The sequence below is a fragment of the Caulobacter sp. DWR2-3-1b2 genome, from assembly GCF_049896345.1.
Taxonomy (GTDB): domain Bacteria; phylum Pseudomonadota; class Alphaproteobacteria; order Caulobacterales; family Caulobacteraceae; genus Caulobacter.
Window position 1 is genome coordinate 226,554 of the sequence record NZ_JAFCUC010000005.1, and the last position, 22,313, is coordinate 248,866.

Genomic DNA, 22,313 nt, shown 5'->3' on the forward strand with positions numbered 1-22,313 from the left:
CTTCGCTCGAAAAATGCTCTAGAAGGTCCTGCTCATGCGCCCCGCCCTCGTCGTTCTCGCCCTCGCCCTGTTGCCGCTCGCCGCCTGCTCCACCGTCACCGAGGCGGTGAAGGGTCCGGAACTGGCCCCCGTGGGTTACCCCGCGCAACTGGCGCCAATGACCCAGCAGATCATGAGCCCGCCTCCGGCCGCCTCGTCCAACTCGCTATGGCGCACCGGCGCCCGCGCCTTCTTCAACGACCAGCGCGCCAGCAAGGTCGGCGACATCCTGACCGTCAATATCGACATCGATGACAGCGCCACGACCAAGAACCAGACCTCGTCGTCGCGCACCTCCAACAGTTCGCTGGGGGTGCCTAACTTCCTGGGCCTGGAGTCAAGCCTCGGGAAGATCCTGCCGGGCGGCTTCGATCCCGCCAACATGGTCAACACCAAGTCGGGCAATTCCAACGCCGGGGCCGGGGCGGTGAACCGTTCGGAAAAGATCAGCCTGACCATCGCCGCCGTTGTCTCGGGCGTGCTGCCCAACGGCAACCTGGTGATCCAGGGCACGCAAGAGGTGCGCACCAATACCGAATTGCGCCAACTGACCGTGGCCGGCATCGTGCGGCCTGAAGACATCTCCTCGGCCAACACCATCAAGCACACCCAGATCGCCGAGGCCCGCATCAGCTACGGCGGCCGCGGCGACATCAGCCGCGTGCAAAAGACCCCGGCCGGCCAGTCGCTGGTCGAGAAATTCTCGCCCTTCTAAAGGCTTGGTCCTGAACACTTGATCGGGCGGATGCGCGGGACCACCTTGTCGGGTGTCACAGCGTTCGCCCGGACTCGCCGGGCCCTGACTTCGGAGCCGGGCCTCATGCGCACCCCCCTCACTGCCTTGGTCGGGGCCGCCCTGCTGGCGACCGCCCTGCCCCTCGCCGCCCAGGCCCAGCCCTTCAGCGGCCCGATGGGCGTGGCCGGACGTTGGGCAATCGACCTGCCCCGTTCCAATTTCAACACCGCCCTGACCGGCCCCGCGCCCTTGAGCGGCGAACTGGATGTCACCATCGACGACGGCAAGACCCTCGCCTGGACACTGGTCGAGGAGGACGAGGCGGGCGTGGCCGCCCTGCAGTTCGCCGACGCCCGCCTGGACGGCACGCCGACCAAGGCCGTGGTCAATCTCACCCGTGTGACCATCAGCGTCGATCGCGTCGGCCAGAGCGCGGTGACCGTGACCACCCACGGCGAGGGCGGCGCACGTCATCAGTCGATGAAGGTGACACGGATCAATCCCGATACGCTGCTCGTCGAACAGGACATCGACGGCAAGCCGGGCCCGCCGGACCAGACGCTGACCCTCAAGCGGGTGAAGTAGGATCTTACCTTCTCCCGCGTGGGAGAAGGAATTATCGGTAGCTCAAGCTCCAGCTCACCGTTAGCGGCGCCGAAACCGTGGCCGCTCCGCTTGAGCATTCGGTCAGGCTGGCGAACGCCCCGGTCGGGGTGCGGTAGGCCTTCTCATTCTTCAGAGGGCGGGACTTGCAGGTCAAACCCCTCACCTTGAAGCCTCGCACATCGCCCTTTTCGAACGTCGTCGCCCCGCCCTTGCTGGCTGGCCCCGACGAAAACGACCCGAACGCCAGGTCCACGGCGCTCACCGCCCGCGACCCCTTGGGCGTAAACACGTCCGTGCGGCTGATTTTGCCGGGCTCCAGCACGTAGGTGGTCCTGACGCTGAACCGGTCATCGGCGATAGGCACGTCGGTTCCCAACTTGTCGAGTTGGGACTGATCGTAGGTGACGATGGTCTTGGCGCCCTTCTCCACGACCTTAACGTGGCTCGCATAAGCCAGCGGGGTCAGGCGCGCGCCATCCGCCAGGGTGATGCGCGGCAGAAGTTGCGGGAACTCTCCATCCGCGACCCCGGCGAGCAGGCCGGGCGAGAACGGGATGGGATAATAGGGAGAGTTCTCGTGCTGGCTCTTGCCGCCATTGATGATCGGCAGGGCGATGACCCGCTTGCCGTCGCGCAGGGTGACGACCAGCCGATCGTGCTCGCCCCTGGCGAACCAGGTGAGGGTGCGCTTGGGCAAGGTGTCGAGCCAGGCCGCGTAGCCCGCGTCGGGCGCCTGCTCCTTGAAGCCCAACTCGTTCCAGATGGCGTTTGTGTAGATGTGCTGCCGCGCCAGGCTGAGGTTCTCGCCCAGGATCCGATGCTTGCCGCGATAGTCGTCGGTGCGCCGACCATGCTCCCACAGGTTCACGGAACCCATCTTCGGATCGAACCAAAAGTCCATATAGCGGGCCGTGACGCGCGAGGAAAAGGCGTAGGCCATGACCTTTTCCTCCGGGGTCAGCACGTCCAGCTTGGCCGCCGCAGTCAGCACCTCCAGGAATGCGGTCTCGCCGTAGGTCCCGATGCTGCGGCCATACTCGAAACCCTCGCCGCGTTCGTTGAGGCGGGGCAGCATCAGATCGACCGACTTGCGCAGCCAAGCCTTGACCTCCGGCGTGGCGGGCATGCCCGCCTCGATCAGGCGGTGGCTGATCTCGCCGATCAGCAGCACGCTGTAGCGGTCGAACCGCCCTTCCCCGTCGGTCTCGTCGGCGAAGCCGTATTCGCCGGAATATTTGCGATAGTGGTCGAGCGTCCGGCCCAGCAGCGCCTCGCTGGCCGAGGCGTCTTCCCAACCCAACTGGTAGCGCAGCCGCGCCACGCTGAAGGCCACGCCATAATAGTTGTTGGGCAGGTCGATGAGGGCCAGGTCGTCAGCGCCAACGAACCGCCGCCAGTCCAGCTTGACCTTCAGCTTGGCCAGAGTCTGCGGCGACACCGCCTGCTCCAGCAGGCCGGCCTCTTGCAGCATGTGCAGGGCCTGGCAGTAGTAGTAGACACCCCAGGTGTTGTTGGTGTCGTCCACCGTCATCTCGGCGATCTGGCGATAACCCTCCAGGTAGAGCTTGAATTTCGGATCATCGCGCGGTGTGTCAATCAACAGATAGGCCAGGCCGATCGCCACCTTGCCTGGCAGGAATTTGTCATCGGCGTCGAACACTTTGACGCTGTCCAGCGTCATTTCGCGTTTTTCGACCATCAGCTTGTCGAGAAGAACCGCCATCTGCGGAAGTAAACGGGTCTCGACCGTGCGGTTCATCGGCGGCGCGGTGACGTAGACTTGGCCACGCGCGTCGGCAGGCGCCCCGGTCGCGGCCAAGACAGGAGACGCGATGACAGCCATGACGGCCGCCGTCAAAGTCAGACGTTTCGCGTTAGGTATGAGCAAGCGCAACGGCAGGATGGAGCCGACCATAGGCGGTGGCGCCGATACACGCGGCGCGAACTTGATTGGCATGGTTTCCCCACGCCGCCTTGGTCGGGGCGCTTCCTCTTATTGGCTCGACCATTTGCAGCGATAAAAGTGTTTATTGTCAAGCCAATTTCAGAATTCAGGCACCTCCGGTCAGGCCAGTGAAGCCTGATTCCCTTGGCTACCAGTTGAACATGGTCCCGTCCTCCAGCCGATTTACTGGCAGGTAGGCGCGCTTGTAGGGATATTTTTCCGCCAAGGTCTCGTCGATATCCACGCCGAGGCCGGGTCGCTCGCCGGGGTGCAACATGCCGTCCTTGAAGCTGTAGGCATGGGGGAAGACCGCGTCGGTTTCTGGCTTATGGCGCATATATTCTTGCAGGCCGAAATTGCTGACCGACAGGTCGAAATGCAAGGCGGCGGCCATGGTGATCGGCGATAGGTCCGTGGCGCCGTGGCAGCCCGTGCGCACATGGTGCAGGTCGGCGAAGGCGGCGATCTTGCGCAGATTGGTAATACCGCCTGCGTGCAACACCGTGGCGCGCAGATAGTCTATCAGTTGCTCCTCGATCAGCGTCTTGCAGTCCCAGACATGACTGAAGATCTCGCCCACCGCGAGTGGCGTGGTGGTGTGCTGGCGGATCAAACGGAACCCGGCCTGGTTCTCGGCGGGCACCGCGTCTTCCAGCCAGAACAGACGGTACGGCTCCAGGTCCTTGCCAAGACGGCCAGCTTCGATCGGCGTCAGGCGATGGTGGACGTCGTGCAGCAGATGGATGTCGTCGCCCAGCGCCTCGCGCGCCGCCTCGAACAGCTTGGGGGCGTGCTTGAGATACCGGGCCGTTGACCAGAGGTTCTCGGTGGGCAAGGCGCCGTCGGCCGGCTCGTAGTACATCTTGTCGCCCGACACGCCATAGGTGCTGGCGAGACCCGGTACGCCCGTCTGCAGGCGAATGGCCTTGTAGCCCAAGGCCTTGTATTTTTGGGCTTCGGCGATTGTGTCCTCGATCGTCTCGCCATTGGCGTGGCCATAGACCGTGACGCCCTCGCGGCAGGCGCCGCCGAGAAGTTGGTACAGCGGCAAGCCGGCGACCTTGGCCTTGATGTCCCATAGCGCCATGTCCACCGCCGCCAGGGCGGTCATCGCCACCGGGCCACCGCGCCAATAGGAACCGCGATAGAAGAACTGCCAGATATCCTCGATCCGGTGTGCGTCCCTGCCGATCAGGCAGGGAATCATGTGATCGCGCAAAAAGCTGACCACGGCCATTTCACGGCCGTTGAGGGTCGCGTCGCCCACGCCATAGACGCCTTCGGACGTGGTGATCTTCAAGGTGATGAAGTTACGCCCTGGGCAGGTGACGATAACCTTGGCGTCTAGAATCTTGAGCATGGAACCGCTATGTCTGCGCTGTCGAAGTGGTCTGACCAATCCATAGCGACGATAATACAATTGCGCCAGTGCGAAGCGGCGTGGCGTCTCGTGCGACCTTGCTCTACCTTGGCGCTGGCCCCGCGATGCGCGCTGGGCGGGAAAGTCGCATGACCACGTCGACCGCAGAAACCCGTAAGCTCTACCAGCAGGTCGCCAACGCGATCGCCGCCTCGATCCGCGACGGGGCCTTCCAGCCCGGTCACCGGCTACCGTCGGAGCGTGATCTGGCGGAAGACTACAAGGTCAGCCGCCCCACCGTGCGCGAAGCGATGATCGCCCTGGAGATCCGAGGCCTGGTCGAGGCCCGCCACGGGTCGGGCGTGTATGTCACCGAGGCCGCGCCGGTCGAAGCCCCCGCCCCCGAGCTCGACATCGGCGCGTTCGAACTGACCGAAGCCCGCCGGCTGATCGAGGGCGAGTCCTGCGCCCTGGCGGCCACCACCATCACAGACCAGGAACTGATCGACCTGGAAAAGATCGTCGACGACATGGTCGAGGAGAACGAGCACGACGTGCGCGGCGATCTCGCCGACCGTCGTTTTCACGTCACCATTGCCCGGGCCACCCGCAACAGCGCCCTCGTCACCGTGGTCGAGAACCTCTGGGACCTGCGCTACAAGTCACCGCTGTGCCGGGCCATGCTGGAACGCGCTCGCCAGGTGGGCGTCCGCCCGCTGATCGATGACCACCAGGAAATCCTCACCGCCCTGCAGGGGCGCGACCCCAAGGCGGCGCGCAATGCGATGCGCGAGCACCTGGGCCGCGTCATCGACAACCTGCTGACCGCCACCGAGATCGACGCCATGCAGCAGGCCCGTAGCGAGGTTGCCGCCCGTCGCAACGAGCTGGCGCGTCGCTCGCTGATCTAGCCGCTTTGGGAAGATAGGATGGGCGACTGGGGGAAGGACCCAGCCGCCCGTCGCCGGCCGACCCCGGGAGGAGGTGCGGTGAAGGACAAGTCCACCGCGCGGGCCGACGAGGTTCTGTGGATCAGCATATCCATGTTCCCTCGTCGTGCAAGATAATTGGCCTGACCGTATTTAGTGGGCTCGCGGATTGGCCAGGGCGCCTTGCTAGGCGGCGTATGGCTGTCTTCCCCTTGACCGGCCATCAAACAGACCTAGCACTAGTGACAGACGTGGCCGCATAAGCCATGCGGCCCTGGGGAAATCGACACATGCGCGCGAGCCTGACCATCGCCCTTGCCGCCTTGGCCCTCATCGCCGGCGGCGCGGCCCAAGCCAAGCCGGCCTCGCCCGTCCCAGCAACGGATCGGGTCACGGCGCACCAGGCGCTGGCCTTGGGCCGCCAGGTCGCCGACTGGCAGCTGTCGCACATGGACAGCTTTGACTACACACGCGCCCACCTGGCCAAGACAGTCGATCCGAAAGGCTGGATCCAAGGTGCGCTGTTCGTGGGCCTGTCCGCCTTGGCCGAGCGTACCGGCGACTCGCGCTACGCCCAGGCCGTGCGCGCCCACGGGGTTTCGCAGAACTGGGGGCTAGGCCGCCGCCCCTTGCACGCCGACGACCATGTAATCGGCCAGTCCTGGCTATGGGTCTATTCCAAGGACCACGACCCCGCCCAGATCGCGGCCCTGCGCGCTCGCTTCGACGCAATTCTGGCCGCACCGCCACAGCAGGCCGACCTGACCTTCATCGAAGGCACGGAAGACCAACCCTGCCAGCTTCGCTGGTGCTGGAGCGACGCGCTGTTCATGGGACCCGCTGGCTGGACCGGCCTGTCCCAGGCTACCGGCGACCCGCGCTATGCGGCCTATGGCGACACGGAGTTCTGGGCCGCCACCGACTGGCTGTTCGACGAGAAGGAGCATCTCTACTACCGCGATAGCCGCTACTTCGATCGCCGAGACGACAAGGGCCGCAAGATCTTCTGGAGCCGGGGGAATGGCTGGGTCTATGCCGGCGTCGTCGACATCCTCAAGACCCTCCCCGCCGACTATCCCTCGCGCCCACGCTACGAGGCGCTGTTTCGGAAAATGTCGGCGCGGCTCATCACCCTGCAGAAAGCGGACGGCTATTGGGCCCCGTCCCTACTGGCCCCTGAGCACGCCCCGCCAGAAACCAGCGGCACCGGCTTCTTCGTCTATGGCCTGGCCTATGGCGTGAACCATGGCCTGTTGAAGGGTCCTGAATACAAGGCGGCCGTGGCCAAGGGCTGGACGGCTCTGGCCGGGGCCGTCCAGTCCGACGGCAAGCTGGGTTGGGTGCAGCAGGTCGGTTACGCGCCGGACGAGGTCCGCGCCGACGACACCCAGCTCTACGGCGTCGGGGCCTTCCTGCTGGCCGCCTCTGAGGTCGGAGCGCGCTAGAGCATTTTTCGAGCGAAGTGGTTCCGGTTCGCGTGAAGAAAAATACGTCAAAACAGAAGATTAGAGCTCGCGGCCTGACGCAGTCAGGTCGGGAAATGCTCTAGAACCGGCCCCCGCGTCTTCCCATCTGAAGGGGGCCGAACGCGCTCAAGGATCCCCATGATCAAGACCGTCAACATCGTCTGCCCGCATTGCGACGCCACCAATCGCCTGCCTGCGGCGCGCGACGCCAAGGCCGCGAAGTGCGGCCGCTGCACCAAGCCGTTGTTCGAGGGGCAGCCGGTCAATCTGACCACCGCGCGCTTCCGCAAGCACTTGTCAGCCAGCCAGATCCCCATCGTCGCCGATTTCTGGGCCGCCTGGTGCGGGCCCTGCAAGGCTGTCGCCCCGATCTTCGCCAAGGCCGCCGTTGATCTGGAGCCCCGCGCCCGGTTCGTGAAGATCGATGTCGATGCGGAGCCCGCCCTCTCCCAGGCCCACGGCGTGCGCGGCATTCCATCGCTGTTCCTGTTCAAGGACGGTAAGGTCGCCGCGCACCAGGCGGGCCTGCCCGATCCCGGTGTCTTCCGCCGCTGGCTCGACGAGCACGCCCCCGCCCCCGCCTGACGGACCGGACCTCGTGGCTCGGCTTCGCGTTTAGTTTCCAGACAACATAGAGGGAGAAAGACCGCCATGACCAAGGCCCTGTCCAAGACTTATCGCGCCGCGCTGATCGGCGCCCCGGCGGTGCTTCTGCTGTCGGCATGCGGCGGCGGGCCGGCCTTGCCGACCGACCAGGGTTACGGCGCCAATCCCACATTGCCCGCAGCCAAGAAGCAGGCGTTTCCGGTCATGAAGATCGCCCCCGCTGTCGGCTGGGCCAATGGCCAGACGCCCGACGCAGCCCCCGGCTTCGTGGTCACCGCCCTGGTCCGCGACCTCGACCACCCGAGGTGGCTGTACGTCCTTCCCAATGGCGATGTGCTGATCGCCGAGACCAACGCCCCGCCCAAGCCCGAGGACGGCAAGGGCATCCGGGGTTTCGTTCAGAAGATCGTCATGGGCCGAGCTGGCGCCACCGTGCCCTCGGCCAATCGCATCACCCTGGTGCGCGACGCCAATAATGACGGCACGCCCGAGGTTCGCACGGTCTTCCTGGCCAATCTCAGCTCGCCGTTCGGCATGGCCCTGGTCGGCGACACCTTCTATGTCGCCGACAGCGACGCCTTGCTGGCCTTCCCCTACCAGGCCGGCCAGACCCAGATCACCACCGCCCCGCGCAAGGTCGTCGACCTGCCCGCCGGCCCGATCAACCACCACTGGACCAAGAACGTCATCGCCAGCCCGGACGGGTCCAAGCTGTATGTGACCGTCGGCTCCAACAGCAATGTCGGCGAGAACGGCATGGCCGCCGAGGAGCGGCGGGCGGGCATCCTGGAGATCGACCCGGCCACGGGCGCCAGCCGGGTATTCGCCTCGGGCCTCCGCAATCCCAACGGCATGGCCTGGCAACCGCAAAGCGGCAAGCTATGGACTAGCGTCAATGAGCGCGACGAGATCGGCAACGACCTCGTTCCCGACTACATGACCTCGGTCCAGGACGGCGGCTTCTATGGCTGGCCCTACAGCTATTACGGTCAGACGGTGGACGCCCGCGTCAAGCCGAGCCGCCCTGACCTGGTGGCCAGGGCGATCAAGCCCGACTACGCTCTGGGGGCCCATACCGCCTCGTTGGGACTGACCTTCTACGACGCCAGCGCCTTCCCGGCGCGCTATAAGGGTGGTGCGTTCATCGGCCAGCACGGCTCGTGGAACCGCAAGCCGGTCAATGGGTACAAGGTGACCTTCGTGCCCTTCGCCAATGGTATGCCGTCGGGAAAGCCGGAAGACTTCTTGACCGGCTTCCTCAACGCCCAGGGTGAAGCCCTCGGCCGTCCTGTGGGCGTGGCTATCGAAAAGAGCGGAGCCCTGTTGGTAGCCGATGATGTCGGCAATGTGATCTGGCGGGTCACCGCGACGAAGAACACGCCCGGCGCCAAGCCCGCGCCCTAATCGTCTTGGCCGAACCGGTAGGCGCCCCGGCGTCGGCGTGTCACATGGCGGCCATGCCGCCATGGCGCTAGGAAGGGACAGTCGCAGCTTTCAGCTTTCCGGGGACCCTATGAGCCTGACCTTTCTGATCGGCGCCTGTATCGGCTCAGGCGTTTTCATCGTGCTTGGGCGCGGTCCAGCCCAGAAGCTGGTTGAGGCCTTGCAGACCGTGATCGGCAAGCCGCGCTAGCTTTCGGCCAAAAGCATCACACCGTCGCCAAGGTTTTCGTGCCGACAAACACGCAAGCGTTCCGGAACGAAGTCTAGGCGTAGGCCTTTATTTTGCATCGGCGCGCGGTTCGCACGCCCAACGATGCCAAGGAGGCGTTCATGTCTATTCTAGCGTGGGTCGTGCTGGGTCTCGTGGCCGGTTTCATCGCCAGCAAGCTTGTCAGCCGCAGTGGCGGCAGCTTGGTCGTGGATCTGGTGCTGGGGATCATCGGCGCCGTCGTCGGCGGCTTTCTGTTCAATCAGTTCGGCGCCGCTGGCGTCTCGGGACTGAACCTCTACAGCCTGCTGGTCGCGGTGATCGGCGCGGTTGTTGTCCTGGCGATCTATCACGCCTTCACCGGTCGCCGAGCGGTCTAACGTCGCTCATTGACACCGATACGGAACAGCGCCTTCGGCCACTGCCGGAGGCGCTTTTTCATGCGCGTCGCACTGTGCCGGGCGACCCGAATGGCAAGAAATAGCCCGGACGCTGTGGACGCCCGGGCTAGGCCTTGCTTGGCTGGATAGACCTAGTGGCCGCCGGCGACAACGTCCTCCTGGATGGCGTGGATCGGAGCCGACTTGGCCACGAACGAGAACCACAGAACATACAGGTAGCAGGCGAGCGGTGCGATGAAGGCCAGCGACTTCGAACCAGTCATTTCCTCGATCTTGGCGAAAATCAGAGGCAGGAACGCCCCACCCACAATGGCCATGCACAACAGGCCCGATGTGGCCGAGGTCGGCGCCGAGGACCGTTGCAAGGTTAGGGTAAAGATCGTCGGGAACATGATCGAGTTGAAGAGACCAATCAGCAGGGCGGCGAAAGCCGGGATCAGACCGCTGGTCAGCGGCACGCTGGCCAACAGCAGGTTCAGCGTTCCCGTGTGCGCCGTCGGTGTCATGTCCTTAGTAAGGATCACGACCACGCACAGCGCAATGGCGCCCACGGCGACGAGCGTCAGCAGCACATAGTCCTTTACCGCCTTCAGCAGGGCCGAGCCGGCGAAACGCCCGATCATGGCGAAGACCATGTAGAAGGTCGTCAGCTTGCCGGCCTGTTCGGCGGGGATGTTTAGAACGTGGCTCTGCTCAATGAACAGCAGCAGATTTAGCGAGATCGCCACCTCTGCCCCGACATAGAGAAAGATGCCGATCGCGCCGAGATTGGCCCACTTCGACCCCAAGGCGGAAAATGGGCTGACCAGATGGCCGGTCTTGGGCGCGGCTTCGGTGATCTTGTGCCGGACCAGATAGATGGCCACGATGAAGAGGGCCAGACCTACGCCGATCGCCAGATAGACGTTGGAGACGAAACCCAGCGCCTGTTCGCGCAGGGCGTCGGTGATCACCGCGTCCTTGGCGAAGATGTCACCCTTGAGCAGGAAGTTGGCGCCGAACCACAGGCCGCAAGCCGCGCCCAGTGAGTTGAAGGCTTGCGAAAGGTTAAGGCGGAAGGACGAGTCTTCCGGCTTGCCCATCGAGGCGATCAGCGGATTGGCGGCCACCTGCAGCAGGGTGACGCCGGACGCCATGACGAACAGGCCGATGAGGAATATGCCGAAGGTGTGCAGCTTGGCCGCGAGGATGGCGATGAAGCAGCCAGCGACAATGCCGCCTAGGCCGATCATCACCGACTTGGCATAGCCGATCTTGGACAGGAACGCCGCCGAGGGCAGCGACATCACGCCATAGGCGATGAAAAAGGCGAAACCGGTGAGGCTCGCCTCGACCGGGGTCAGGGTGAAAACCGTCTTCATGGTCTTCAGCAGGGGGTCGAGCAGGTTGGTGACCAGCGCCCAGATAAAGAACAGGGCTGTGACGTAGACGATCGCCAGGACCAAACCGCCCCCTGACTTGCCCCCTGTATTCGCGGCGCCGCTCACTGGCGCGCCTGCACCCATACCTGCCATTTGATTTCACTCCCTGTCCGACGTTGCGGGACGGGACATCCACTCCAACGGTGACAACGTTGTCAAGCGGAGAGGCGAAAACGCGCCGACCAGACGTCCCGGATGGAAACCGGTCGCACGATTCGGCGGCTGATCAGAAAACGCCAAACGTCCGGGGAAGGTCGTGCCTGTCAATCTCCACCTCGGGGTTCGAGCCTGTTGACTGGTCACGTTTATCGGCGTCGTTGACGCCATCAATCCCCTGCACCGCGGCGTGGCGCACTCACTGAACCAGCGGGACGCGCGCGCCGGGTGTCCTAGGCGGCCTTTTGGGTCAGCGCCGGAACCGTTGGCCCTCCCCACGCATCATGGCACGGCTCGCCGGCCAGGATGTTGTCGGCCATGAGCAGGCCGCTGAGCGTCGCCAGGTCTCGCCCGCCGGCCTTGTGCAGACCGTTGCGGCCCGCCAGATACAGACCCGGGAAATGCATCTTCAGGTCCAGCCGGATCATTTTCAGATGCTCGGCGCAGTCCTCGTCCTCGATTGGCAGGGCCTTTCGCCGGCGGATGACTTGGGCGCCGCGCAGAGCTTCGGGGTCCATCAGACCCATGGCGGCGGCCTCTTGCCGGGCCAAGGCGACAAGAGCCTCATCGCTGGCGGTCCACAGATCGTCGCCCTCGAAGCAGTAATATTCGAGGCCAAGGCAGCTGGCGTCACCCTCGGGCGCCATGGCCGGCGACCAGGCGCTGTAGTTCTGAACGCGACCGACCTTGAGCCCGGCGTCGTGGACCTCGATCGCGGTCTCGCGCAGCGGCGTGCGGGTTGGGCCCACCAAGGCAACGGTGATCTGGTCGCGGTACATCAGCTCGCCAGCATGGAACAGGCTGATCGGCGTCGAACGCAAAGTATTCATCAGGTCGCGCAATGGCGCGGTCGAGACGACATGGTCGGCGGTGTGGATCTCGTGGGCGCCATCGGCGCGTCGGACCGTCGCCGTCCATAGCTTGCTGTCTGTGTCGAAGCGAAGGTCCTCGACCTTCCGCCCCAGGCGAACCTTGCCCCCCGAGGCCGCGATCTGGCTCGCGGCGGCCTCCCAGACAGCGCCGGCGCCGTCACGGGGGTAGCGAAAACTGGCCAACGGCCGGGTCCCGCCTGTCCAGCCGAGCGGCATCTGGTCGCAGGCCAGGCCCGACACCTTCTCGGCGTACGGTTTGAACAGCGTCGAGGATAGTTTTTCGCCAAAGCGGTTTCGAACCTCGTCGCGGAACGTCTTGGGCGCTTTGATTGGGCGGATCCTGGCCAGGCCCAGTGAGGCCAGGCACGCCGCGCCACGGCGGAGCCCCAGGTGGGCCAGGGCCTCCAGCGTCTTCAGCGGATAGGCGTAGAAGCGGTCGCGATGATAGAGTCGCGAAGTCCGAGGCTGTTCGACGAAGCCGCCCGGCAGGATGCTGGACCACAGGTCAGTCACTCGCGGCGAGGCGGAGTCGAAGGCCTCCCCGCTCAGATCAATGCGAAAACCATCGTGGACGATCGTGCGGCTTGCGCCGCCGACCTGATCATCCATCTCCAGGACGGTGACCTCGCGGCCCGCCTTGGCCAGGACGTAGGCGGCGGTCAGGCCGGCCGGACCGGCCCCGATCACCAAGGTTTCGACGTGACACCCCATCGACTTCGCTCCCCATTCGCGAAGCATCGTCGCGAAATAGGGTTAAAATCGCGCGGTCGGACGTGGTGAACCCGGCCTAAACTTCACCATTGAGGCGTTGTGTCGCGGCGAGGCCGATCAGGCTCGCTCGCCACCGCCCTAGGCCTTGACTTGATCACGGTCCGCACGACCCCCTCTACTCAATCGACTATCGTCTGGGTGCGGTTCTCCAGACGGTTTTGTCTGCGGGGAGATTCTTCGTAGACTTTCCACCGTGGGCAGCAGGATCGCCCACCTGACGCCGATGCAGGATTTTCTGCGCGGAGACCGGTGGAGCGATTACTTTGTTCTTGGTGACCCATATTTGACGTTCCGGTCTCGACGACTCAGACGATCAGGGGCGCTATTGTCGATCTCGGCGCCTCGCGCTGGGTTTCGACCGTCCGTTGGGCGCGGCCAAGAGCATCGTGATCACCTGGATCGTCACTTTGCCCGCGGCCGGCTTGGTCGCGGCGGCGTTGTCTTACCTAGGGTTCTGGATGAAGTGACCAATCAGGCGGAGAGCAAGCAAGGCGGGGGCAAGTCCGGACAGCGACGCCGCCAGGTGGCCGCCCTGCCCTGGCGCGCCTCGGCCGCCGGACTTGAGATCCTGCTGGTGTCATCCCGCGAGACCCGCCGCTGGGTGATCCCCAAGGGCTGGCCGATGAAGGGCAAGCTCGATCACCAGGCGGCCGCCCAGGAGGCCTATGAGGAAGCCGGCCTAGACGGTTGCATCGTCGAGCAATCCGTCGGCGACTATCCCTATCTCAAGCGCCTGAAGAGCGGTGTGGCCCGCGCGGTGACGGTCGATGTCTTTCCGCTCGAGGTCACCGGCGAGCACGCGACCTGGCCGGAAAAAGGCCAACGCACCCTGAAATGGATGAGCCCCGTCGAGGCCGCCCTGGCGGTGCAGGAGCCGGAACTGCGCGACCTGATCGCCCGCTTCGCCGGCGTGGAGCTTCCGGCCGAGGAACGCCCCGAGCTCGCTCCGGCCCCCACGCCGGTGCAGGTGGCCATTCAACGCCTGCGCCGCCGAGTCACGGCGCTGTGGGGCCGCCCTCGGCGTTGAGCCTGGGGATAACTCGACAAACCCGCCAAGAGACACTAGGTTCTTGTTCTGTTCCGAACGAGAATCAGCATGCAGCTTTCCCTCGACCTCGCGACCTCGCCGCTCGAAACCCTGCGCGACGGTTTGCTGAAAACCTTCGGCCCCCAGCGGCCGACGAAACGGCTCGATCCGGTGTCGCAACTGGTGCGGTCGATGATTGGCGGGCGCAGCCCCGATGCCGCGTCCTGGGCCGCCTATCACCGTCTGAGGGACCGCTTCGCGACCTGGGAAGACTTGGTCGAGGCGCCCGAAGGCGTCGTGCTTGAGCTGATCAAGGACGTCACCTACCCCGAGGAAAAGGCGCGTCATCTGCCACACGCCCTGCGCCTGATCCAGGTGCGCAGCGGCTGGAAGCTGTCGCTCGATCATCTCAGCGAACTGGAGCTCGACAGCGCCCGCTGGTGGCTGCAGGGCCTGCCGGGGGTGGGCGTCAAGGTCGCCGCCTCGGTTTTGAACTTCAGCCCGCTCAACATGCGGGCCCTGGTGATCGACACCCACGTGCACCGCGTGGCTAGCCGCTATGGGCTGATCCCCGCCAGTTATGACACCGCCCACGCCTATCGCGCGCTGATGGATCTCGTGCCAGATCGCTGGACCCCCGAGGACCTGTACGAGCTGCACTGGCTGATGAAGGGGCTGGGACAGCTGCTATGCGCCCAGCACGCGCCGCGCTGTGGAGCTTGCGCGCTGAACGGAGGCTGCGCGCGGGCGGGCGTGGCGCGCAGCGCGGACATCCTGGCCTGGAAGCCGCGCCGCTAGAGCATTTCCCGACCTGACTGCGTCAGGCCGTGAGCTCTAATCTGTTGTTTTGACGCATTTTTCTTCACGCGAACCGGAACCACTTCGCTCGAAAAATGCTCTAGGCGGCCTCGACGCCCGCGAACTTTCGGTTCGCCGTGAAGGCTCCGAAAACGATCACCCATGAGCGGCGCTTGGTCGATGTGGCGGAGCCGCTGGCCACGTTCCTTGGGGAATGCGGCGCGCTGGGTGACCGGCTCGGACCGCTGCTGATCCAATTGCCGCCGAGTCTCAAGTTCGACCCCGAGCCCGTCGAGCGCTTTCTAAGCGTATGGCGAGAGGCGACGACGGCGGCGAGTGTCCTGGAACCGCGTCACGACAGCTGGTTTTTGCCCCAAGCTGACGCCCTGCTGGACGCCTTCCGGGTGGCCCGGGTCGCCGCCGATCCCGCCGTGATTCCAGACGCAGCCTCGCCAGGGGGTTGGCCTGGTCTGACCTATCGCCGCGTGCGCGGCTCGCAAACGATCTACAAGACCTCTTACGATGACGGGCGGTTGGAAGCGCTGGCCAGCCAGATGGCCGAAGAGCAGTCGCCCGAGGCTTGGGTGATCTTTGACAATACCCAACGGAGCGCGGCGACCACGGACGCCCTGAAGCTGATGGCGTCTAATTCGCCTGCGCCAGCGCGCTGAAGGTCTTCGTCCCGATGCCGTAACTGCGCCATTCCCTGAAGTCGAAATGCCACCATTCCTCGGGATAGACCTCGAAGCCCTGATCAACCATCGCCTCGCGGAGGGTGGCGCGCAGGGCCCGCTGTTTCGTGGCGCCGCCAATGAAGTCGGCATAGGAGCGGCCCGACATCTCGTCATAGCGGCTGGGCATCTCGACCGGCTTGCCGGTCTTCAGGTCGTAGAGCGTCAGGTCCACGGCGCAGCCCCGGTTGTGGCGCGAACCCTTGGCGGGATCGGCCACGAACATGTGGTCTTCGGGCGGCGTGGCTTCCCAGAACATCCAGGTGACGAACCAGGGGCGATAGGCGTCGTGGATCAGCAGGCCGTAACCCCGGGCTTCCAGCGCCTTGGCGGCGCGGGCCAAGGCCTCGGCCGCCGGACGCTGCAGGTAAGCCGCCGGGCGTTCGTACAGGGGCAGCCCCATGAAATTGTCATGGCCGGCATAGCGAATGTCGAAACGGATCGCGGGGTCGAGGGTCGCCAGATCGACCAGGTCGGCAGGCCGATGTTCGGCCATCTCGACCGGCGGCGTCGCGGCCAAGGCCCTGGCCCGCAGAGCCTCCGGATCGGCCCGCACGGCCTTGCGGATCCCGGCCTCGACCTCGGCGCCAAAATCGTGGCGAGCCAGGCGCGCGCCGTCCAGCCGCACGGCGACAGGTTCCAGCATCAGTTCGCCGCCGTCCTCGACGCCGTAGCGACCTCGCCCGAGCGGCGTCAGTTTCGCGTCGGCATGGCCTTGACCATCGATGCGCAGAACGCCGTCGCGCTCGAACACCGTCAGCGGCGCACCGGGTTCGCCATACTGGCCGACCGCCACCATCTCGGCGGCGTCCAGCGACTGGGCAAAGGCGGTGCTGGTCAGGATCAGCCCCATGAGGCCGGCGGCGATGACATTGAAGACTCGAACCATTCCACGCATCGCCCGTGCCCCCTTGACCTACTTCATCGTCGGAATGACGAAGGCCGAGTCCTCGATCTCGCCCTCAGGCCAACGCGCGGTGATGGTCTTGACCTTGGTGTAGAACTTCACGCCTTCAACGCCGTGCTGGTTGGTGTCGCCAAATGCGCTGCGCTTCCAGCCGCCGAACGTGTGATAGGCCACAGGCACCGGGATCGGCACATTGATGCCGACCATACCCACATTGACCCGGGATGCGAACTCGCGCGCAGCGCGGCCGTTGCGCGTGAAGATCGCCACCCCATTCCCATACTGGTGCTCAGAGGGCAGGGCCAAGGCTTCCTCGAAGGTCTCGGCGCGGACGATCTGCAGCACGGGGCCGAAGATCTCTTCCTGATAGGTCTTCATGCCCTTCTTGACACCGTCGAACAGCGACGGCCCGATGAAGAAACCTTTTTCAAAGCCCTGCAGCGCGAAGTCGCGGCCATCGACCACCAGTTCCGCGCCCTCATCGACGCCGATCTGGATGTAGTCGACAATCTTGGCGCGGTGCTGGGCGCTGACCACGGGGCCGTAGTGGGCGTCCAGATCGTTGGAGACGCCGACCTTCAGGGTCTGGATCTCGGCGACCATTCGCTCGCGCAGCTCGTCAGCCGTCGCCTTGCCCACCGGCACCACCACCGGCAGGGCCATGCAACGCTCGCCGGCCGAGCCGAAGGCCGCGCCCGACAGGTCCTTGACGACCTGATCCATGTCGGCGTCGGGAAGCACGACGCCGTGGTTCTTGGCGCCGCCCATCGCCTGGACGCGTTTTCCATGCGCCGTGCCCGTCTGGTAGACATAGTGGGCGATGTCGGAACTGCCGACGAAGCTGATGGCGCGGATCAGCGGGTGGGTCAGGATGGCGTCAACGCAGGTCTTGTCGCCGTGGACCACATTCAGGACGCCGGCGGGCGCGCCGGCCTCCATCATCAGCTCGGCCAGCTTGACCGGCACGGTCGGGTCCTTCTCCGACGGCTTGAGGATGAAGGTGTTGCCCACGGCGATCGAGATGCCGAACATCCACATCGGGATCATGGCCGGGAAGTTGAACGGGGTGATCCCCGCGCAGACACCCAGAGGCTGGCGCATCGAATAGACGTCGATGCCGGGACCCGCGCCCTCGGTATAGTCGCCCTTCAGAATGTGAGGTATGCCGCAGGCGAACTCGATGACTTCAAGGCCGCGCTGGATGTCGCCCTTGCTGTCGGCGATGACCTTGCCGTGCTCGGACGACAGGATCTCGGCCAGGCTGTTCATGTCGCGCTCGATCAAGCGCTTGAAGTCGAACATCACCCGGGCGCGGCGTTGCGGATTGGTGGCAGCCCAGCCGATCTGGGCGGCGGCCGCGGCCTGCACGGCGGCGTCGAGTTCCGCGTCGGTGGCCAGCGGCACACGGGCCTGGACCTCGCCGGTGTTGGGATTGAAGACGTCGCCGAACCGGCCCGAGGCGCCCGCGAGGGCCTGTCCGTTCACGAAATGGGCGATGCTACGCATGAAGCGCTCCCTAGATCTTGTTTTGCGCGTCAATAGCATCCGGAATTCCCGCCGTATCGCGCGAAATCTGCCCGCTACGCGGCGTCGACGTGCACCCGGCGGAACCGGCCCTGCAGATAGACCAGTGGCTCGTGGTCGGGATCGTAGCGCAGCTTCACGACCCGCCCGACATAGACACGGTGGTCGCCAGCGTCGAAGACGTGGTGGGTGACGCATTCGAAATTGGCCATGCAGCCCGGCAGGATCGGGGCCCCGGTGATCCAGGTTTCGGTGTCGATGCCGGCGAAGCGGTCGCCGTCCTTCTGCACGAACTGCCGGGCGATGGCCTGCTGGTCGGCGTGCAGGACATTGACGGTGAACAGGCCCGCGGCGTCGAGCGCCGACAGGCTGCGCGAGTTCAGGTCGACGCAGACCAAGGCCAGGGGCGGGTCGAGCGACACCGAGGTGAAGCTATTGGCCGTCAAGCCGACGCGGCGGCCGCCCTCCCCTGTGGTGGTGATCACCGTCACACCGGTGGTGAAGCAGCCAAAGGCGCTTCTTAACGCCCGCGCGTCATGTGCCGCGCCCTCGCCTAGTTCAATCGTGACCGCCTGACTCATCCACGCACAAGTGGCGCAAAGTCTGCGTCGGGGCAAGGGTTTGAACAGTCCTCCCCCCGTGGGGGGGAGGTGTCGGCAAAGCCGACGGAGGTGGAGTGATCGGCAGGCGGCCGGGTCCCTCATCAACGACCAGTTAACTCCCCCACCGATCGCTGCGCGATCGCTTGCCCCACAGGGGGTGGACTTGTTAAACCCGCTCCACCAAAAACCCCGGTCGCGCTGCATCCAGCCCGAACGTCACCGGCAGGTGGCGCACGTGCGGGGTCTGCAGGTTCAGCGCCTTGGCGCCGCGCGCCACGGCCAGCTTGCCCAGGGCCATCGGACCAAAACCGTTCTGGATTCGGGGTCGCGCCCCTAGCCGCCGACGCAGCACGCCGTTGGCGTAGATGACATTGGCGCGCATCAGGGCCGGCGGAGTCATGAATTCGATCGAGATCGAGACGTTGAGCATCGGCCCGTTCTCGATCCGATGCGGCGCGTTCTGCTTCCAGGTGACCATCGTCCCAGGGACCATGTCGACGCACTGGGCGCCGGCGTCCCAGGCGGGTTCGAAGGCGAACTGCTCGGCGGTTTCCTTGAGCACGATCTTCTCCAGCGCCAGCTCGCCGACATAGGGGTCGGCCACCGGATAGACCCAGACCTTCTTCTGTCCCCGGATCTGCCACAGCGACACCAGCGGCACGTCGAGATGGTAGAACACCTGGGCGTTGGCGCTGCTGATCAGCATGCCCAGATCCCGCTTGAAAGTGCGCAGGCCCGGCACGCGGGCCTCCTTCTCGGCGAAGATCTCGTCGCAGAGGGCTGCGTATTCCGCCACAAAGTCGTTGGTGTGGCGCAGGTTCAGCCAGATGCGGCCGGTCTTGGCCGCCTCCAGAAGTTGGTCGCCGCTCAGATTGCCCGCCGCGCCCTTGCGCCAGGTGGTCCAGGCCTTGGGGTCCTCGCCCATGGTGAAGACGCCCAGTTGGTCGCGCGGATACTGGTCCAGCAGCCGCGCCAAACCCTCGTCGTCGAACATCGGCCGCTCGTGCAGGTCGTGCTGGAAGACCAGGTTCTTCCGGCCGAAGGCCGTCGCCTTGGCTTCGGTCCAGTCGCTTATGATGCTCACGACGCGGTCCTTCCGTAGAACTGGATCTTGAAGGGTCCCCACCACAGGGTCTTGCCTAGGCCGCGCGCGGCGCGGTCGAGCCATTCGGCGCGGTCGTGGGCCTGGGTCAGCCATTTCAAGCCCGCCATCGCGCCAAACAGCACGGCCTGGACGACGCCTACCGCCATCCAGCGGGCAACGCCGAGCCAATCGGGCGGGCTCGCGGCGGCGCAGTGCGAGGTCGGACCCTGGCCATAGGCGAAGGCGCGGGCGATCGTGTAGCCTAGGGTCAGGCGGCCGGGCACGGGGTCTTCCCAGACCCAGGCGGCCGGCTCCCAGGCGAAGATCGCGCCGCGGGCCTGCATTTGGCCAAACAGCATGTCGTCCTCGCCACCGATGTGGTTGCGTTCGATCGCGAAGGGCGCGACGGGGTCGGGTAAGGCGGCGCGGCGCAGGAGGCTGTCGCCGCAGCCGTAATAGTGGTCGATGACGCCGGCCTCGGCCTGTCCCTCGCGCGAGAAGAACCGCTCCAGATAGTCGCGATGCGACACCACGCTGAGCGGCGCGCGAGCCCGGACCGGGCCGAAGACGACATCGGCCTCATAGCGGAGCTGGGCCGCCAGCAGGGCCGACAGCCAGCCGGCTGGCGCCTCTTCGTCGTCGTCGAGGAAGGCGATCAGATCGCCGCTCGCCTTGACCATGCCGGCGTTGCGGGCGTAGGCCACGCCGGGGCGTGCCTCATGGACATAATGAATCGGGAACGGCGCCTCGATCGCCAGCTTGACGGCCGTGGCCTGGGCCGATGGCGCCTGGTCGTTGTCGACGATCACCAGCTCCAGATCGCCGCTCAAGACGCCGGCCTGGGCGAACACCGAGCGCGCCGCGACGGCGAGGCCGCCGAGGCGCCGCTGAGTAGGGATCATGACCGTAACGCGCATGCGGGCTCCAGACTTTCCCGCAGTGTTACCCGGCTTGCCTTTGCGCTTGGTTAGCGAAGGCGTGGGCCAGGCCCCGCACCCGCCCGCCAAGGGTCAGCTCGACGCTGGCGATGGCGTCCATGCGCCGACGCAGCTTGCCGACAGGGCCGGGACCCTTCCCGCCTGCCAGGTCCCAGACACTGTCCAGCGAGCTGGCGACGCGGCCAGCCATGCTGGAGGCGGTGGCCGTGCCTTCGCCGATCTGGATCTGATTGAGCGCATAGGCGCCCTTGTAGTGGTCATGCCCAGGACCCAGGTCGTAGCGGGTCAGGCCCAGGCCCGGCATGGCGGCGATCGCTCGCATGAAGAAGATCTGGCCCGGCGACCATTCCGCATAGGCCGGATTGGTCGAGGCGATCCACGGATGATAAACGCCGCCGGCCCGCACGCCGAAATGACCGCTGACCAACTCACCGCCAGCGTACAGGTTGATCATCAGCCCCTGCAGCGGACCGTCTCGCTTGGCGAACAGGTCCAGCATCAGGTTTCGCGTCCAGTCTGGACGCAAGAAATCGTGAACGCCGGTGCGTTCGAGCTGCTCGCGCTTCCAGGCGATCAACTGGTCGAAGGCGACGGGCGATCGATCGGCGCCGATCAGCGTGATCGTCCCCATCTCGCGCTCGAGCTTGTTGTCGAGACGGCGCCAATTCTTGATCTTCTTCGGGCTGGCCGCGCGCACGGCCTCCAGATAGGTTTCGGCGTCGGTATCGGCCAAGGCGATGACGTGCGCCGTCTTCTGCTGGGCCTTGCCGAACACGCCGTAGGGGTCGATCAGGCCGGTGTAGCGAAGCGAGGTCAGATCGGCGGCGCGCAGCACCTCGGGTCCGGTCAGGCCGGCGTCCCGTCGCGAGACGAGGCCGTGATAGTCCGATAAAGGCGAGCCGATCGGGCGAGCCACCGCGCCGGGACGGCGATGATAGGCCAGGTAACCCAAGGTCTCGCCGCGACCACGAAGCACCGCCACCCGGGCGTCGTCGCGAACGGCGCCCACGGCCAGGGCGAAGTCGGGCCCCATCAACGGGCTGCTGAACGCCGGCTCGGCCGCCGCCATGTCACGCCACATCTGCAGATCAGCCGAAGCCAACGCGCGAGGGTGAAGAGTTTCAACGTCCAGCATCGCCATATGTCCTAATCCGATCCGGTTAGGGAAAGATGCAGGTTGGATTGCAACCCCTGGGCCAGCACCCTCGGCTGGGCCACGTCTAGGCGAAGGTCGCCTTGAGAATAGCCTCGATGCCCCGCTGATCGACAAGGTCAAAAGCAGCGGGCTTATCGGAGTCGACGTCGAACACCGCCAGCAGGGTTCCATTCGCATTGAACACCGGCACGACGATCTCGCTTTCCGAGCGGCTGTCGCAGGCGATGTGACCGGGGAAGGCATGGACATTCTCGACCAACTGGGTCTGGCCGGTTTCCGCCGCCGCGCCGCAGACGCCGCGGCCATAGGCGATGCGCAGGCAGCCCAACGTGCCCTGATAGGGGCCTACCACCAACTCGCGATCCTTCAGCGGATCAATCACGTAGAAACCGGTCCAGAAATAGTGGTCGAAGCTGCCGGCCAGCATCGAGGCCACCGTGGCCATGCGCGCGGTGAGGTTGGTCTCGCCGTCCAGCACCGAGGCGATCTCGTCGGCTACCTCGGCGTAGCGGGCCGACTTGTCGCCGGCTAGGATCTTGTCATTGAAAGCTTCGGCCATGGCGGGGATATAGCGCGTTCCCCGCCCC

General features: G+C 65.3%; 20 protein-coding genes and 1 pseudogene. 10 read left to right on the forward strand and 11 right to left on the reverse strand.

Annotation, left to right across the window (positions count from 1 at the left end):
* Positions 1-34 precede the first annotated feature (34 nt).
* Together flgH and ACP694_RS15045 are read left to right on the forward strand one after the other, a co-directional pair.
* Positions 35-754, forward strand: a complete 720-nt coding sequence (flgH, locus tag ACP694_RS15040; RefSeq protein WP_426013648.1) for a flagellar basal body L-ring protein FlgH — start codon at positions 35-37, stop codon at positions 752-754.
* Between the two features lie 105 nt (positions 755-859).
* Complete coding sequence (locus tag ACP694_RS15045; protein ID WP_426013649.1) at positions 860-1,360, forward strand: hypothetical protein; 501 nt, start codon at positions 860-862, stop codon at positions 1,358-1,360.
* A 31-nt stretch (positions 1,361-1,391) separates the two neighbouring features.
* Here the strand turns inward: ACP694_RS15045 and ACP694_RS15050 are convergent, their stop codons facing one another.
* Both ACP694_RS15050 and manD read right to left on the reverse strand, forming a co-directional pair.
* A complete protein-coding gene (locus ACP694_RS15050) occupies positions 1,392-3,224 on the reverse strand; it encodes a hypothetical protein (protein WP_426013650.1) in 1,833 nt (610 codons plus the stop codon).
* Between the two features lie 250 nt (positions 3,225-3,474).
* On the reverse strand, positions 3,475-4,686 hold the full coding sequence (gene manD / locus ACP694_RS15055) for a D-mannonate dehydratase ManD (protein ID WP_426013651.1): 1,212 nt from the start codon (positions 4,684-4,686) through the stop codon (positions 3,475-3,477).
* A gap of 149 nt (positions 4,687-4,835) precedes the next feature.
* Here manD and ACP694_RS15060 point away from each other — a divergent pair, with 149 nt between their 5' ends.
* The 5 genes from ACP694_RS15060 (at position 4,836) to ACP694_RS15080 (ending at position 9,718) form a co-directional block, all read left to right on the forward strand.
* Positions 4,836-5,597 carry a FadR/GntR family transcriptional regulator gene (locus ACP694_RS15060; protein ID WP_426013653.1) on the forward strand — a complete coding sequence of 254 codons (762 nt, stop codon included), beginning with the start codon at positions 4,836-4,838 and terminating at the stop codon, positions 5,595-5,597.
* A gap of 308 nt (positions 5,598-5,905) precedes the next feature.
* Complete coding sequence (locus ACP694_RS15065; protein WP_426013655.1) at positions 5,906-7,060, forward strand: glycoside hydrolase family 88/105 protein; 1,155 nt, start codon at positions 5,906-5,908, stop codon at positions 7,058-7,060.
* A gap of 159 nt (positions 7,061-7,219) precedes the next feature.
* Entirely contained in the window at positions 7,220-7,666 is a 447-nt protein-coding gene (gene trxC / locus ACP694_RS15070) for a thioredoxin TrxC (RefSeq protein ID WP_426013656.1), read from the forward strand.
* A 66-nt stretch (positions 7,667-7,732) separates the two neighbouring features.
* Complete coding sequence (locus tag ACP694_RS15075) at positions 7,733-9,091, forward strand: PQQ-dependent sugar dehydrogenase (protein ID WP_426013657.1); 1,359 nt, start codon at positions 7,733-7,735, stop codon at positions 9,089-9,091.
* Between the two features lie 369 nt (positions 9,092-9,460).
* Positions 9,461-9,718, forward strand: coding sequence for a GlsB/YeaQ/YmgE family stress response membrane protein (locus tag ACP694_RS15080; RefSeq protein WP_426013659.1), 258 nt, complete (start codon positions 9,461-9,463; stop codon positions 9,716-9,718).
* 152 nt (positions 9,719-9,870) lie between these two features.
* On the opposite strand, the gene ACP694_RS15085 is transcribed toward ACP694_RS15080, so the two are convergent.
* Positions 9,871-11,244: a sugar MFS transporter gene (locus ACP694_RS15085; RefSeq protein WP_426013804.1), complete on the reverse strand. Its 1,374-nt coding sequence runs from the start codon at positions 11,242-11,244 to the stop codon at positions 9,871-9,873.
* 305 nt (positions 11,245-11,549) lie between these two features.
* Positions 11,550-12,899, reverse strand: coding sequence for an FAD-dependent oxidoreductase (locus tag ACP694_RS15090; protein ID WP_426013661.1), 1,350 nt, complete (start codon positions 12,897-12,899; stop codon positions 11,550-11,552).
* 523 nt (positions 12,900-13,422) lie between these two features.
* Between ACP694_RS15090 and ACP694_RS15095 the strand changes: the two genes are divergently transcribed.
* The 3 genes and pseudogenes from ACP694_RS15095 to ACP694_RS15105 all read left to right on the forward strand — a co-directional run.
* On the forward strand, positions 13,423-13,986 hold the full coding sequence (locus ACP694_RS15095) for an NUDIX hydrolase (RefSeq protein ID WP_426013663.1): 564 nt from the start codon (positions 13,423-13,425) through the stop codon (positions 13,984-13,986).
* Positions 13,987-14,055: 69 nt separating this feature from the next.
* Positions 14,056-14,784 carry an endonuclease III domain-containing protein gene (locus ACP694_RS15100; protein WP_426013665.1) on the forward strand — a complete coding sequence of 243 codons (729 nt, stop codon included), beginning with the start codon at positions 14,056-14,058 and terminating at the stop codon, positions 14,782-14,784.
* Between the two features lie 116 nt (positions 14,785-14,900).
* Positions 14,901-15,455 (forward strand): annotated as a pseudogene (locus ACP694_RS15105) (DUF72 domain-containing protein); the annotation flags it as partial.
* Here ACP694_RS15105 and ACP694_RS15110 read toward each other — a convergent pair.
* The 7 genes from ACP694_RS15110 to ACP694_RS15140 all read right to left on the reverse strand — a co-directional run bounded on the left by ACP694_RS15110 (position 15,430) and on the right by ACP694_RS15140 (position 22,285).
* The gene (locus tag ACP694_RS15110) at positions 15,430-16,404 is read right to left on the reverse strand and encodes a M15 family metallopeptidase (RefSeq protein ID WP_426013667.1); all 975 of its coding nucleotides are present in this window, start codon (positions 16,402-16,404) and stop codon (positions 15,430-15,432) included. The pseudogene ACP694_RS15105 and the gene ACP694_RS15110 sit on opposite strands and share 26 nt — an antisense overlap.
* A 27-nt stretch (positions 16,405-16,431) precedes the next feature.
* Positions 16,432-17,928 (reverse strand): CoA-acylating methylmalonate-semialdehyde dehydrogenase, encoded by a 1,497-nt coding sequence (locus ACP694_RS15115; RefSeq protein WP_426013669.1) that lies wholly within the window; start codon positions 17,926-17,928, stop codon positions 16,432-16,434.
* Between the two features lie 74 nt (positions 17,929-18,002).
* Positions 18,003-18,527 (reverse strand): flavin reductase family protein, encoded by a 525-nt coding sequence (locus ACP694_RS15120; protein ID WP_426013671.1) that lies wholly within the window; start codon positions 18,525-18,527, stop codon positions 18,003-18,005.
* Positions 18,528-18,714: 187 nt separating this feature from the next.
* On the reverse strand, positions 18,715-19,746 hold the full coding sequence (locus ACP694_RS15125) for a hypothetical protein (RefSeq protein WP_426013673.1): 1,032 nt from the start codon (positions 19,744-19,746) through the stop codon (positions 18,715-18,717).
* Positions 19,629-20,549 (reverse strand): glycosyltransferase family 2 protein, encoded by a 921-nt coding sequence (locus tag ACP694_RS15130; protein ID WP_426013675.1) that lies wholly within the window; start codon positions 20,547-20,549, stop codon positions 19,629-19,631. Before ACP694_RS15130 ends, ACP694_RS15125 begins: the two co-directional genes overlap by 118 nt.
* Positions 20,550-20,574: 25 nt before the next feature.
* Complete coding sequence (locus ACP694_RS15135) at positions 20,575-21,705, reverse strand: GNAT family N-acetyltransferase (protein ID WP_426013677.1); 1,131 nt, start codon at positions 21,703-21,705, stop codon at positions 20,575-20,577.
* A gap of 85 nt (positions 21,706-21,790) precedes the next feature.
* Positions 21,791-22,285, reverse strand: a complete 495-nt coding sequence (locus ACP694_RS15140) for a GAF domain-containing protein (RefSeq protein ID WP_426013679.1) — start codon at positions 22,283-22,285, stop codon at positions 21,791-21,793.
* Positions 22,286-22,313 lie beyond the last annotated feature (28 nt).